The 12,757-nt window shown below is 68.4% G+C and carries 13 protein-coding genes; 8 read left to right on the forward strand and 5 right to left on the reverse strand.

Annotated elements, in window-relative coordinates:
- Positions 1–102 precede the first annotated feature (102 nt).
- On the reverse strand, positions 103–1,107 hold the full coding sequence (locus ACQ3DC_RS10185) for a bile acid:sodium symporter family protein (protein ID WP_430752144.1): 1,005 nt from the start codon (positions 1,105–1,107) through the stop codon (positions 103–105).
- A gap of 121 nt (positions 1,108–1,228) precedes the next feature.
- Between ACQ3DC_RS10185 and ACQ3DC_RS10190 the strand changes: the two genes are divergently transcribed.
- From ACQ3DC_RS10190 to ACQ3DC_RS10210, 5 genes are all read left to right on the forward strand, one after another.
- Positions 1,229–2,266 (forward strand): LacI family DNA-binding transcriptional regulator, encoded by a 1,038-nt coding sequence (locus tag ACQ3DC_RS10190; protein WP_430752145.1) that lies wholly within the window; start codon positions 1,229–1,231, stop codon positions 2,264–2,266.
- A 19-nt stretch (positions 2,267–2,285) separates the two neighbouring features.
- Entirely contained in the window at positions 2,286–3,284 is a 999-nt protein-coding gene (locus ACQ3DC_RS10195) for an aldo/keto reductase family protein (RefSeq protein WP_430752146.1), read from the forward strand.
- Between the two features lie 221 nt (positions 3,285–3,505).
- The gene (locus ACQ3DC_RS10200; RefSeq protein ID WP_430752147.1) at positions 3,506–4,291 is read left to right on the forward strand and encodes a hypothetical protein; all 786 of its coding nucleotides are present in this window, start codon (positions 3,506–3,508) and stop codon (positions 4,289–4,291) included.
- Between the two features lie 65 nt (positions 4,292–4,356).
- On the forward strand, positions 4,357–5,124 hold the full coding sequence (locus ACQ3DC_RS10205) for a type 1 glutamine amidotransferase domain-containing protein (protein WP_157238909.1): 768 nt from the start codon (positions 4,357–4,359) through the stop codon (positions 5,122–5,124).
- 99 nt (positions 5,125–5,223) lie between these two features.
- Complete coding sequence (locus ACQ3DC_RS10210; protein WP_267895222.1) at positions 5,224–5,349, forward strand: hypothetical protein; 126 nt, start codon at positions 5,224–5,226, stop codon at positions 5,347–5,349.
- A 76-nt stretch (positions 5,350–5,425) separates the two neighbouring features.
- On the opposite strand, the gene ACQ3DC_RS10215 is transcribed toward ACQ3DC_RS10210, so the two are convergent.
- Together ACQ3DC_RS10215 and ACQ3DC_RS10220 are read right to left on the reverse strand one after the other, a co-directional pair.
- A complete protein-coding gene (locus ACQ3DC_RS10215; RefSeq protein WP_321215550.1) occupies positions 5,426–7,084 on the reverse strand; it encodes a thiamine pyrophosphate-binding protein in 1,659 nt (552 codons plus the stop codon).
- 117 nt (positions 7,085–7,201) lie between these two features.
- Complete coding sequence (locus ACQ3DC_RS10220) at positions 7,202–7,705, reverse strand: Lrp/AsnC family transcriptional regulator (protein ID WP_321215551.1); 504 nt, start codon at positions 7,703–7,705, stop codon at positions 7,202–7,204.
- 93 nt (positions 7,706–7,798) lie between these two features.
- On the opposite strand from ACQ3DC_RS10220, the gene hisC reads away from it, so the two are divergent.
- The 3 genes from hisC to ACQ3DC_RS10235 all read left to right on the forward strand — a co-directional run bounded on the left by hisC (position 7,799) and on the right by ACQ3DC_RS10235 (position 11,865).
- On the forward strand, positions 7,799–8,896 hold the full coding sequence (hisC, locus tag ACQ3DC_RS10225) for a histidinol-phosphate transaminase (RefSeq protein ID WP_430752148.1): 1,098 nt from the start codon (positions 7,799–7,801) through the stop codon (positions 8,894–8,896).
- Between the two features lie 43 nt (positions 8,897–8,939).
- The gene (locus ACQ3DC_RS10230) at positions 8,940–10,349 is read left to right on the forward strand and encodes an amino acid permease (protein WP_430752149.1); all 1,410 of its coding nucleotides are present in this window, start codon (positions 8,940–8,942) and stop codon (positions 10,347–10,349) included.
- A gap of 439 nt (positions 10,350–10,788) precedes the next feature.
- The gene (locus ACQ3DC_RS10235; protein ID WP_430752177.1) at positions 10,789–11,865 is read left to right on the forward strand and encodes a methyltransferase; all 1,077 of its coding nucleotides are present in this window, start codon (positions 10,789–10,791) and stop codon (positions 11,863–11,865) included.
- A gap of 2 nt (positions 11,866–11,867) precedes the next feature.
- Here ACQ3DC_RS10235 and ACQ3DC_RS10240 read toward each other — a convergent pair whose 3' ends face one another.
- Entirely contained in the window at positions 11,868–12,155 is a 288-nt protein-coding gene (locus ACQ3DC_RS10240; RefSeq protein ID WP_430752150.1) for a hypothetical protein, read from the reverse strand.
- A gap of 295 nt (positions 12,156–12,450) precedes the next feature.
- Positions 12,451–12,672: a hypothetical protein gene (locus ACQ3DC_RS10245; RefSeq protein ID WP_430752151.1), complete on the reverse strand. Its 222-nt coding sequence runs from the start codon at positions 12,670–12,672 to the stop codon at positions 12,451–12,453.
- Between the last annotated feature and the right edge of the window lie 85 nt (positions 12,673–12,757).

The raw sequence follows: 12,757 nt of genomic DNA on the forward strand, positions 1-12,757 counted from the left end.
TCGATGATCGCGACCGTCGCAGCCAGGGCGAACGTTGACAGTTCGTGTCTCGGTGATTCCCGGCAGCGGCACGGACGCCGCGCGGTGAGGGCGTGGTTTCTGTTACTCCACGATCACCACGGGAGCCGCCTCCCTGTCGCGTGCGGCAACGGTGCCTCGGCGGCGCCAGTAGGCGGCCAGTACAGCGCCGGAAACGTTGTGCCATACCGAGAAAATGGCGCCGGGCAGGGCCGATTCGGGAGTCAGGTACTGCCGTGCCAGGCCTGCGGCAAGGCCCGAGTTCTGCATGCCGACCTCAATAGCGGTGGTGCGCCGGGACGGAACCGGGAGCCTGAACAGGCGGGCGGCGGCGTAACCCAGGGCGTATCCCAGCCCGTTGTGCAGGATGACAGCCACAAGAACCAGGAGCCCGGCCGAGAAAATCGCCTTGGCGCTTCCGGCCACCACTGCGACCACCACGACGGTGATGGCGAGGACCGAGATCCAGGGCAGGGCGGGCAGCGATTTGTTGACCAGGCGCGGCAGGAAGAGCCGGATCACCAGTCCCAGCAGCACGGGGAACAGCACGATCTGGACGATGGACCAGGCCATGGAGCCGGCGTCGACCGGCATGTACTGTCCGGCCAGCCACAGGGCCAGCACCGGGGTGAGCAGGGGAGCTAACAGCGTGGACACTGTGGTCATTGCCACGGACAGGGCCACGTCCCCTTTGGCCAGGTAGGACACCACGTTGGAGGCAGTGCCGCCGGGGCAGCAGCCCACCAGGATGACGCCTGCCGCCAGTGCAGGGGGCAGCCCGAGTGCCGCCGCGACCAGCCAGCCAAGGAACGGCATGATGGCATACTGCGCCACCACGCCGATCACCACGGGAACGGGCCGCTTGGCGATGACGGCGAAGTCGGGCGGCGTCAGCGTCAGCCCCATGCCGAACATGATGACCCCCAGAAGGGGGTTGATCCAGGGGGCCAAGCCTGTGAAAGCCGTCGGCGCGGCGAGTGCCACGGCGCCTCCGGCCAGGATGAGAAGGGGAAAGAGTGTGACGGCCACGCGGGCGCTGCGTTCCTCGGCGGCGGATGCGGGCGCGGCGGACTCGGATAAAGAAGACATGGCTACCGGATTATCACAGTGAGTGCTGGCTCTCGGAATCGGCGGAGATTGATGACGCGCCTCCGGGTGGTCTTTTGCAAGCGCTTGCGAAGATCATGCCACATTGGCTACCGTGGAAGGCGTGTCGACAACAGTAGAGCGGGTAGCGGAACGCGCGGGAGTTTCGATTTCAACGGTTTCGCGTGCGCTGAGGGACGTCCCGGGAATCTCCGCTGCTACTCGCAAGCGCGTGCAGGAAGCTGCGGAAGCGCTCGGCTACGCCATCTCGCCCAGCGCCTCACGGCTGGCGACCGGACGCACCCGGACCGTCGCCGTCGTCGTGCCCCTGCTCAGCAAGTGGTTCTTCGCGGAGGTCATCGCGGCGGCCGGACGGGTGCTGAGCCGGGAGGGCTATGACGTGCTCCTGGTGGAGCTGTCCACGCCGGACCTGCGGGAGAAGTTCTTTGCCGGCCCCCGGCTCCACGGCCGTGCTGACGCTGCCCTTGTGATCGCCCTCCAGCTGGCCCCCGCCGAGCTCGCGGCGCTCCAGGCCCAGGGGCTGGCAGTTGCCCTTGTCGGTTCCGAGCGGGCCGGGGCGTCATCGGTCCGGGTGGAGGACAGGGCCGGCGGGCGCGCGGCGGCCAGGCACCTGCTGAACCTCGGGCACGAACGGATTGCCTTCCTGGGCATCCGGCAGGAGGAGGGCTCACCGCTCGGCGGGGTGCCGCCGGCCGAGCGGCTTCTCGGCTACCAGGAGGCGCTTGCCGAAGCCGGGCTGCCGGCTGATCCGGCGATGGTGCTCGCCGTCGAGAACACGGTGGACGCGGGAGCGGCGGCCATGGCGGAGCTGCTCACCGCGGCGGAACCGCCGACGGCGCTGGTCGCTGCGTCGGATGAGCTCGCCTTCGGAGCGCTCGCCACCCTTCGCGGGGCGGGAATGGACGTCCCGGGCGACTTTTCCGTGGTGGGATACGACAACCACGAGCTCGCCGGTGCCGTTGGACTCACCACCATGGACCACGGCGTTTCCGAACAGGGCAGCCTGGCGGCCGGGGCCGTCCTCGCCGCCCTGTCCGGCGCCCCCGCTTCCGCAGGCACCATCAAGCCCCGCCTCGTGGTCCGCCACACCACCGCACCGCCCCGGCGCCTTCGCCGGGCGGCCCTTTCCAGCCAGAACTGACCCCTACGGGAGGAAAACCATGGAATACCGCAAGCTTGGAAACTCAGGCATGTACGTAAGCGCCATCGCCTACGGCAACTGGACCACGCACGGCGAACAGATCGACCAGGACGCAGCCACCGAGTGCGTCCGCACCGCCCTTGACCTGGGCATCACCACTTTCGACACGGCGGACGCCTACGCCGGCACGCGCGCAGAGACGGCCCTGGGCGAGGCGCTCAACGGGACCCGGCGCGAAGGCCTTGAACTCTTCACCAAGGTCTATTTCCCCACGGGGGAGGGCAAGAACGATCGCGGGCTGTCCCGGAAGCACATCATGGAGTCCATCACCGGCTCGCTGCGCCGGCTCCGCACGGACTACGTGGACCTCTACCAGGCCCACCGGTACGACTACGAGACTCCGCTCGAAGAGACCATGCAGGCCTTCGCCGACATTGTCCGTGCAGGCAAGGCCCACTACATCGGCGTTTCGGAGTGGACGGTGGACGAGATCCGCCGCGGCGCAAAGCTCGCCCGGGAGCTCGGCATCCAGCTGGTCTCCAGCCAGCCGCAGTACAACATGCTGTGGCGGGTCATCGAGCCCGAAATCGTGCCCCTGAGCCAGGAACTGGGGCTGTCCCAGATTGTCTGGTCACCCATCGCCCAGGGTGTCCTCACCGGCAAGTACCTTCCAGGACAGGGCGGACCCGCGGCGTCACGCTTCACCACGGACGACGGCGGGGCCAAGACCGAGCACCGGTACATGCAGGAGGAGGTGCTGGAGCGGGTCCAGGAGCTCAAGCCGCTGGCGGAAGAGGCCGGCCTGTCCATGGCGGCGTTTGCCGTGGCCTGGGTCCTGCAGAACCAGAACGTCTCGTCCGCCATTGTGGGCGCCTCACGGCCGGAGCAGCTCCGGGACAACGTCACCGCGGCGGGAGTGCGCCTTGACCCGGAGCTCCTCAGCCGGGTGGATGCCGTCCTGGGGGACCTCGTGGAGCGGGATCCCGCGAAGGTGGAGTCCTTCCCGGAACGCGTCTGACGCTTGAGCGGGCGGCTGTTGGGGCTGCGGCTCCACCGCGCCCGGAGTCCGGCTCTTGCGGCCCCGGAAGCGGTCGTAATGCGCCGTAAAGGCGGGGCCGGCATTTCGGCTGACAGCTGCTGCCGGCCCCCTCGCGCTGCGCCGCTCCCGCCGGGTGCCAGGCCCGTAGACTCGGCGTCATGTCTCATGGGGGGATGCCGGCACGGCGCATAAGAATGTCCATGGCTGCGGCCGTTCTGGCCATGTCGCTGGCGGGGTGTGAGTACAGCGGCCCGGACGAGCCGCCGGCGCCTTCATCCCCGCCGCCCGCAACGCCGTCGGCCGCGTCCTTCAAGGACAACGTCAACGAAGTGGTCCGTTTGCTCGAGGCTTCCCCCACGGACCCGGGCATGCCGTCAGCGGCTGAACCCGCGGGGAAGCTGTCCCTTGACCTGGCGCCCGGAGACTACCTGGTCACCGGCGCCTGCGCAGGGGTTTACGGGGCCAAGCTCACTGTCATGAAGGCTGACGGCGTCCCGGAAGCGACCGGCTTCGAGTGCACCTCCACGCTGGACCGCTTTGTCAGGCACGACGGCGGGCCCCTCACCATCAGCGCGGTGCCGCCCACGGGCAGACCCGCCGCAACGGGCGTCAAGGTGCAGGCCAACCCTGATCGCAGGCTCTCGGAAGCCGAAGACCTTTCAGACTGGGCAGCACAGCAGCTGCAACCACCTATGCCCGGAGAGCTGCGGGGAACCAGCAGCGGGAACACAACCACCACGGCCAGCCTGTCGGCCCCACCGGGCCACTTTGAACTGCACCTGGTCTGTGCCGGACTGCCGGTAGCCGAGTTGTCCGTCTCCACCTGGAAGGGAGCGGAAGTCCTCGCCCCCGTGCAGGTCCCTTGCGGCGGGAGCGTGTTCAAGGTGCCGGTGGTGCTGCCCACCGAGGGAGCCGACCTCAGGATCGGACCCGGTGGCCCGGACAGCCGGTTCGCTTACCGGCTCGTCCCCACAGGCCAGCCCTGAATCGCCTCCGGACGCCGCGGATCGGGCTGGGCGTAGGGTGGGGAGTTGGACGATAGGAGCATTTCATGAAGAAAATCCTCATGGTACTGACCAGCGTTTCCGAGATCGGCGATACGGGAGAGAAGACCGGTTACAACGTGGCCGAGGCTGCGCATCCCTGGAAGGTGTTCAAGGATTCCGGGCATTTCGTCGACTTTGCGTCCATCCAGGGCGGCCAGCCCCCGCGCGACGAGGTGGACACGAAAGATCCCATCCAGGTCGCCTTCACGGAGGATGAGACCACGCGCGCCGGCCTCTACAACACTGCCCGCGTCGACGTCGTGGATCCGGAACAGTACGACGCCGTCTATCTCGTCGGCGGCCACGGCACCATGTGGGACTTCCCGGACAGCGAAGGCCTGCAGAACCTGGTGGCCAGCGTTTACAACAACGGCGGTTTGGTGGGCGCGGTCTGCCACGGACCGGCCGGCCTGCTGAACGTGGAACTGGAGAACGGGCTACGCCTCGTCGAGGGCCGCAAGGTGGCAGCCTTCACCAATGACGAGGAAGTCGCTGCAGGCAAGGACAAGGTCATTCCGTTCTTCCTGGCAGACCGGCTTGAGGAGCAGGGCGCCACCCACGTCTTCGCTGATGTCTTTGAGGAAAAGGTTGTTGTGGACGACCGGCTGGTGACCGGCCAGAACCCGGCGTCAGCGGCCGGCGTGGCCAAGGAGATGGAGAAGCTCTTCGCAGTGGTCATCCACCAGGAAAAAGCCGAGGAACAGCACGACGCCAAGGCTCTGCGCGCCGAGAAGGACGCCGTCAAGGCGGCTGCCGCGGAAGCGGAGCAGTAACACCCAGCAGGCACTGAAACTGGCGGCCACCCGGATGAAAGGGTGGCCGTCAGTTTTTCGTATGTGGGTCGCCAAACGGGGGCAGCTTAGGCTTGGCCCATGTCTACTGATGATGAGAAGGACCCTCCCGTCCCCGCTGACGTTGAGGGCAAGATCCCGAAGAAGGTTCACGACAAGCCCGGTGCGGACGATGATAAGTCACGGGCCGAGGAACCTCAGGGCTAACTAATCGCCGTGCGTCCGACTATGTGAACAACACCAGGCATCCGAGCCCACCCCCGATGTGGAGGGGACCTGGGCGTTACCCCGCCACCGCTGCCTTCGCGGCCTGCGAGGCCTGCATCCACTCGCTCAGCCACGGCGCCCGGACGCTGGACGTGATCCGGCAGTCGGCCACGAAGGTGCCCTTGGCGCCGGCGTCGATCCACTCCTGCAGCGCGGACAGGTCGGCCAACGAGCGGATGATCGCCGACTCGGCACCCAAAGCGCGGGCAACCCCGCTGAAGTCCACCTCGGGGATCAGCATGGGCTTCTCGGTCAGGCCTTGCGATCCGTACTGATGGATTTCGGCCCCGTAGGCGGCGTCGTTGTAGATCACCACAACCGCGCTTCGAGCCGTACCGATGAGGGATTCGAGGTCGGACAGGCCCATCAGGAACCCGCCGTCGCCGGAGGCCAGCACCAGGGTGCGGCCGTCCTCCAGCGCACGGGCTGCTCCAACGGCGCTCGCCAGGCCCAGCCCGATGGTCTGGTAGGCGGTGCCCACCATCACCAGGTCCTGGGGCCGCGGGATGTTCCAGTACATGGGTGCCCAGCCGACGAAGTGCCCGCCGTCCTGGACCACCGTGCGGCGCTCCGGCAGCACGCCATCAAGGGCGATGGCGAGGGCGCGCGGGTCCAGCCGGCCGTCCGATGTTTCCGCGGAGCCCGGGTGGTGCCCCGGCCCCTCGGCCAGCCGACGGCGGGCTTCCGCGCGCCAGGCACCCGTCGCAGTCCCGACGTCGAGCAGTGCCAAGAGGCGCGAAGCAGCAGCCTTCGCGTCCGCGCTGACGAACAGGTCCACCCGGGGGTGCGTGGGCTGCAGGCCGGCGTCGATCTGGATGACGGTGCTGTCCGGGCCGATCAGGTGCCCGAACCGCATGGTGAACGGGCTCAGGCTGGCCCCGGCCACCAGGACCACGTCGGCCTCGCCCATGAGGCCCGCCGCGGTGTCGGTGCCGAAACCGCCCGCGACGCCCAGGTACCCCTCGCCGTTGAGGAGGTTGAGCGCCAGGGCGGTGCCGGCGGTCAGTGCGCCGAGCCGGTCGGCGAGCTCGCGGAGTTCCGGCCCGGCACCGGCGAGGTGCGCACCCCGGCCCGCCAGGATCAGCGGCCGCCTGGCACCGGCGAGCAGGCGGGCTGCCTGCCCAAGGCCGCCGTCGACGTCGTCCGTCACCTTTGGTGCCTGCGGCGCCGGAAGTACCTCGTCCGCCGCCTCAAGTGCCGCGAGGTCGTAGGGGATGGCAAGCACGACGGCGGTGCGCCAGGTGAGTGCGTATTCCACCGCCTGCCGGGTGACGGCACCTGCGGCGTCGCGGGTGACGGTGAAGGTGGCCGCGCCGAGGCCCGCGGCGATGGCCGCCTGGTCCACGTCCCAGGGCCGGGCGCCGCTGGTGGGCGCATCCCCGGTGACCAGCACCACAGGGACCTGCGCCTGGACCGCCTCGGCCAGGGCGGTGAGCGCGTTGGTGTAGCCGGGGCCGTAGGTGGTGGTGCCCGCGGCGAGCCGTCCCGACGTCCGGTAGTACGCGTCCGCCGCGGCCACGGCGGCGCCCTCGTGCCGGACGGGGGAGAAGCGGAGGCCCTGCTTCTCCGCGGCGTCCAGGAAGTAGACGTTGCCGTTGCCCATCACGCCGAACACATCGCTGACATAGCTGCTGAGGACCTGCGCCACGCGGCCGGAGACGGTGAGAGTAGTCATGCAGGCATCGTGTGGCCTGTGTCTCATGTTTGCAATACCGATGGATTCTGCTGGGACTTTTGGCAGCAGGGCGCGCTGGCAGTGACAATCTGCCCAGTTGTGACGCAACGCTACGGGTCAGTCCGAGGGGCGTGCCTCCTGTTCCGACAGGCGGCTGATGAGGCCGTCGTAGCGGGGCGGCATGAGTTCCAGGATGGAGATGGCCGTGCTGGTGCGCTGGACCCCTTCGATCTCCAGGATCTGGTTGGTGATGCGGTAGAGGTCGCCGGTGTCGCGGGCCACCACCTTGGCCACGAGGTCCGCGTCCCCGGTGGTGGCATGAACCTCGATGACCTCCGGGATCGCCTCGAGTCCGCTCTCCACCGAGCCTGTCCGGGTCTGGCTGATCGAGAGCGACAGGAAGGCCATCAGGTCGTAGCCCAGCGCGGCGGGGTCCAGCCGGCGGCTGAAGGAGCGGAGCGCGCCGCTGCGCTCCAGCCGCGCCAGCCGGGCGTGGACCGTGTTCCGGGCGACGCCGAGCGTGCGCGAGAGTGCCAGGGCGCTGGCTTCGGGATCCTTGTCCAGGGCCAGGATGATCCTGCCGTCGAGGGAATCCAGGGTGCGAGAGTTCGCGATGGTCATATTTTCACCACACACAGTAGAAGTTGAGCAGAAGTCCCAATGGTTAGAGGTTATCTTGCAATGTGGCCCGGGTCACTCCCATGATCGGACCTCATGACCAGTAATCAGCTTGTGGCCGGTCCCGAGGCAGCGCTGCCCACCCTTCGCGGCGCCGTCGCCGGCCTTCCGTCCTACGTGCCGGGCCGGCGCGGCGCCGGCGTGGACACCGCGGCCCTCGCCAGCAATGAAAGCCACTACGACCCGCTGCCCGCAGCCGTCACCGCGGTGGCCGAAGCGGCCGGCAGGATGAACCGCTACCCGGACATGGCCGCCGTCGAACTCCGCGAACGGCTCGCCCGGCACCTCGGCGTCACCGCGGAGGAAGTGGCTGTGGGTCCCGGCAGCGTGGGCGTCCTCCAGCAGATCATCACCGGACTGTGCGACGCCGGGGATGAAGTGGTGTTCGCCTGGCGCTCCTTCGAGGCGTACCCCATCCTGGTGGAGCTGGCAGGCGCCCGGCCGGTCCGCATTCCGCTGGACGATGCCGAGGGCCACGACCTCGCAGCCATGGCCGCAGCCGTCACTGACCGCACCAGGGTCATCCTGCTGTGCACCCCCAACAACCCGACCGGGGTGCCGATCAGCCATGACCGCATCGAGGCCTTCCTGCAGACTGTGCCGTCCAGCGTCCTGGTGGTGATCGACGAGGCCTACGTTGAGTACGCTGAAGCCGGCAGCGGCCCCGATTCCCTGGCGCTCTACCGCCGGTACCCGAACATCTGCATCCTGCGCACCTTCTCCAAGGCTTACGGCCTCGCCGGCCTGCGCGTCGGCTATGCGATTACGACGGCGGCAATCGCCGACGGTTTGCGCCGCACCGCCCTGCCCTTTTCCGTGAGCGCGCTGGCGCAGAAGGCAGCCGTCGCGTCGCTGGACGCGGGGGAGGAGATGGAAGCGCGGGTTGCCGCCGTCAGGCAGGAGCGCGCACGGATGGCCGCCGAACTCACGGCCCAAGGCTGGAAACTGCAGCCGAGCCAGGGCAACTTCCTGTGGATCCGTGCCGGTGAGGACCTCCGCGCCAGGCTCGTGGACGCGTTCGACCGCGCGGGCATCCTTGTCCGGGCGTACCAGGGCGACGGCGTGCGGATCACCGTGGCCGATCCCGCCTCCAACGACCGCGTGCTCCGGATCCTCGAAGCCCACGCAGCTTGAAGTTTTATCCCCAACAGTTCCACCCACAACCAGAGGAATCCCCATGGAACAACAGACAAAGACGTCTGCGCGCGCCCTCGGCGCCGCCCTCAAACCCCGCCAGCTCACCATGATGGGGCTCGGAAGCGCCATTGGCGCGGGTCTCTTCATCGGCTCCGGCGCAGGCATCCAGGCCGCCGGCCCGGCGGTGCTGATCTCCTACCTCGTGGCCGGCACCCTCATCATCCTGGTGATGTGGGCCCTCGGCGAGATGGCCGCGGCCAACCCGGACAGCGGCGCCTTCTCCGTCTACACCGCCAAGGCCTACGGGCCGGTGGCCGGTGCCACGGTGGGATGGCTCTGGTGGCTGCAGCTCGTGGTGGTCATCGCCGCCGAAGCGCTCGGTGCGGCAGGCCTGCTCGCCACCATCTTCCCGGCGCTGCCGGTGTGGCTGATGGCCTTCGTGTTCATCGTGGTGCTCACCGCCGTGAACCTGACCAGCGTGAAGAACTTCGGCGAGTTCGAGTTCTGGTTCGCACTGCTCAAGGTGGCGGCGATCGTCGGGTTCCTCTTGGTGGGCTTTGCGCTGCTGTTCGGCTGGCTGCCGGGCGTGCAGTCGCCGGGCCTTTCCAACTTCATGGGCGACGGCTTCGCGACCAACGGGTTCGCCGGGATTGCCACGGCACTGTTCGTGGTGGCGTTCGCGTTCGGCGGCACCGAGATTGTGTCCGTGGCCGCAGCCGAGACCGCAGAGCCGGCCCGCAGCGTGAAGAAAGCCGTCCGCACCGTGCTGTGGCGCATCCTGGTGTTCTACATCGGTGCCATCTTCATCATCGCTGCGGTGGTTCCCGTGGGTTCGGCGGGGCTGAAGAGCCCGTTCGCCGCCGTCCTGGAGGCCGCCGGCATGCCCGGTGCAGCCACGGCCATTACCCTGGTGGCCGTCGCGGCACTGCTGTCCGCGCTCAACGCCAACCTCTACGGCGCCTCCCGGATGGCGTACTCCCTGGCTGAGCGGGGCGAAGCGCCGCGGCTGCTTGCTTCCGTGTCCAAGGGGCGGGTCCCGGTGGCCGCGGTGCTGGCGAGCGTCGCCTTCGGCGTTGTCACGGTGGTGCTGGAGCTGGTTTTCCCCGAGATGGTGCTGGGCGTCCTGCTCAACATCGTGGGCTCCACCTGCCTGCTCGTGTGGACGTCGGCGCTCCTGGCCCAGCTCGCGCTGCGCCTCCGCGCCGACCGCGAGGGGACGGAGCTTCCCCTGCGGATGCCCGGCTTCCCGTGGCTGACCGGGCTTGGCCTGGTCATCCTCGCGGCGATCTTCACGGTGGGCTTCATCGGCGAGGACTCCCGTCCCCAGCTCCTGAGCACGTTCGCGCTCGTCGCGCTGCTGGCGGTTGGGTGCTGGGTGAACCAGCGGAACCGTAAGGTTGCGCCTGTTGAAGCGTCGGAGGACGCCAAGCAGCCGGTGCTCGTCGACTGAATAATCCGCTTTGGCCCGGTTTGCGGGTTCAGAGCCCACGAAAGGCGCGTCCGGCTTTGGCCGGGCGCGCCTTTCTGTACCGACCGGAGATGCGGGGAATGGGTACGCGGCGGGGGGTGTCGGTCTGGCCCCCGATGAGCGACGGCGGCTACAGCACACCTGTATCCTGAGTATCTAGTTCAAGGGCCCCGGCGGCCATCGACCAAGCCCGGCGCGCAGCCGGATGAGGGGTCTGGAAGCTGGGCCACAGCCTTGGACGTCGTCGAACCGCCGCCGCAATCGTCACCCCGGCCGGCTCCCGGATTTTCAGAATGGATCCTTCATCAGCATTGACCCGCCAGCACCCGCGGTAATCCCGACGCCGGTCCCCAATCCCGTGCGCGCTGCTGCGGCGGATGAGCCTGCCGTTGTTGTGACCTGGGTTGAGGCCGGGACCAGCATGACCGCGCGCTGGCGGTCGGCGAACGGCAGGCCGGCGCCGACGCGGGTCGAAGTGGTGGACGATTCCCTTACAGCCGATGAGGCGTACCGGATGGCGTCACAGGGGATCGCGATGCTCTGGCGCGGTGACTTCCATAACGGGCGGCAGCTCCTTAACGCCCTGGACCGGCGGGTAGGCGGCGGTAAGAAAAGGACCTCCGGAACCGGTGCCGAGAGGTTCTACCGGCACCGCCAGGCCGCCTCGCACCGTGCACGCATTCTCGGTCTGCTGCTGATTCCCCTCGATCCGGGCCCGGTGGTGCCGCTGCGCCGCGCCCCGGACATCCGGGATGCCGCCGCCGAGGCATACGGTGGCATCGGCGAACCGTCCCTGGTGTCCCTGCATGAGCTGGTCGGGGCCATTGGCGCCCACGAGTGGCGACGGAACGGCGTCTACGTCGATGCCCTGCAGGGCCGCATCCACCCGCACTATGGCACGTTCTTCCCCACCCGGAGCGAGTATGTGGATCTCGTGGGCGCCGCCGCGCTGCCCACTGAGACGCTGGCGTTCGACGTCGGAACCGGCACCGGGGTGCTCGCTGCCGTCCTCGCCCGCCGCGGCGTCCGCCGCGTGGTGGCGACGGACAATGAGCCGCGCGCCGTCGCCTGCGCCGGGGAGAATTTCCGGAACCTCGGTGTCGCGGACCGTGCCGAGGCGGTCCTGACCGACATGTTCCCGCCGGGCCGGGCGCCGCTGATCGTGTGCAACCCGCCGTGGATCCCTGCCACGCCGCATTCCAGCCTGGACAGCGCGGTCTACGACCCCGGGAGCAGGATGCTGTTCCGCTTCCTGAACGGACTGCCCGACCATCTGGAGCCGGGCGGTGAGGGCTGGCTGGTCCTCTCCGACCTGGCCGAGCACCTTGGCCTGCGCTCGCGTGAGGATCTGCTGGCCGCCATCGAGGCTGCAGGGCTGAAAGTGGTGGAACGGCTCGACACCAAGCCAACGCACCCGAAGGCATCGGACCGCGACGATCCCCTGTTCGAGGCGCGCGCGGCCGAGGTCACGTCCCTGTGGCGGCTTGTTCGCCGCTAGCCCTAAAAAGATTTTTGTAAGACCGCAGAATGTCTGCGGCCGAGGTTGCGTTCCTGGGGTGGCAGAAAATGGAAACACCAAGCGAAAACTGCGACGACGAAGTGCCCGGTTTGCGGCCACGAATCGTGGCGCATTATCCACGGCATGGTCATGCCCGACACAGTGAGCAGAACCCCAAAGCCGAATTTGCCGGCTGCGTAATCGTCCCCAAATAGCGCTTCTACCCTGCCACGGGCAAAGTTGAAAGCGGCATAGCCAAATGGGCGTGCCAGAATCCCGAGTGCTGCCATCGTTGGTGATGAAGCCGCACCAACGTATCTAGCCCGCGACCGGAGCCTTCGCGGCCCGCGGGGCGTAAATTCACAAGCCAAGGGCCCGGACGCTGGACGTGATCCGGCAGTCGGCCACGAACGTTCCCCGGGCGCCGGCGTCGGTCCAGTACATGGGTGCCCAGCCGATGAAGCCCCGGCCACCAGGGCCACGTCGGCGTAGGCCATGAGCCCGGCCGCGGGTCCGTGCCGAACCGCCGCGACGCCGAGGTGTCCCTCGCCCTCGTGGAGGTTGAGCGCCAGGCGGTGCCGGGAGTCAGCGCGCCGAGGCGGTCGGCGAGCTCGTGGAGTTCCGGCCTAGCTCCGGCCAGATGCTCTCTCCGGCGAGCAGGCGGGCAACCTGCCCAAGGCCGAGGTCGACGTCGTTCGCCGCTTTTGGTGCGTCCCGCGCCGGAAGTACCTCGTCCGCCGCCTCGAGCGCTGGCCGGGTGCGCCCTTCGTCATGCACCTTTGCCGGGCATGCCGGTGCAGCTGTCACCACTGGTGCCGCGAACTCTTCTTGTGGTTGCGTTGCAGGCGCCGCTGACAAACGGGCCTCCGGCCCAGGAAGGCCGTCGCAGCCT

Source organism: Paenarthrobacter sp. NEAU-H11 (genome assembly GCF_050573415.1).
In the GTDB taxonomy this organism is placed as follows: Bacteria; Actinomycetota; Actinomycetes; order Actinomycetales; family Micrococcaceae; genus Arthrobacter.

What these genes read in the sequence shown, in the direction of transcription:
- ACQ3DC_RS10185 (WP_430752144.1), bottom strand. Translation starts at nt 1,107, where the DNA reads ATGTCTTCTTTATCCGAGTCCGCCGCGCCCGCATCCGCCGCCGAGGAA.
- ACQ3DC_RS10195 (WP_430752146.1), top strand. Translation starts at nt 2,286, where the DNA reads ATGGAATACCGCAAGCTTGGAAACTCAGGCATGTACGTAAGCGCCATC.
- ACQ3DC_RS10200 (WP_430752147.1), top strand. Translation starts at nt 3,506, where the DNA reads ATGGCTGCGGCCGTTCTGGCCATGTCGCTGGCGGGGTGTGAGTACAGC.
- ACQ3DC_RS10205 (WP_157238909.1), top strand. Translation starts at nt 4,357, where the DNA reads ATGAAGAAAATCCTCATGGTACTGACCAGCGTTTCCGAGATCGGCGAT.
- ACQ3DC_RS10210 (WP_267895222.1), top strand. Translation starts at nt 5,224, where the DNA reads ATGTCTACTGATGATGAGAAGGACCCTCCCGTCCCCGCTGACGTTGAG.
- ACQ3DC_RS10215 (WP_321215550.1), bottom strand. Translation starts at nt 7,084, where the DNA reads ATGACTACTCTCACCGTCTCCGGCCGCGTGGCGCAGGTCCTCAGCAGC.
- ACQ3DC_RS10220 (WP_321215551.1), bottom strand. Translation starts at nt 7,705, where the DNA reads ATGACCATCGCGAACTCTCGCACCCTGGATTCCCTCGACGGCAGGATC.
- hisC (WP_430752148.1), top strand. Translation starts at nt 7,799, where the DNA reads ATGACCAGTAATCAGCTTGTGGCCGGTCCCGAGGCAGCGCTGCCCACC.
- ACQ3DC_RS10230 (WP_430752149.1), top strand. Translation starts at nt 8,940, where the DNA reads ATGGAACAACAGACAAAGACGTCTGCGCGCGCCCTCGGCGCCGCCCTC.
- ACQ3DC_RS10235 (WP_430752177.1), top strand. Translation starts at nt 10,789, where the DNA reads ATGACCGCGCGCTGGCGGTCGGCGAACGGCAGGCCGGCGCCGACGCGG.
- ACQ3DC_RS10240 (WP_430752150.1), bottom strand. Translation starts at nt 12,155, where the DNA reads ATGGCAGCACTCGGGATTCTGGCACGCCCATTTGGCTATGCCGCTTTC.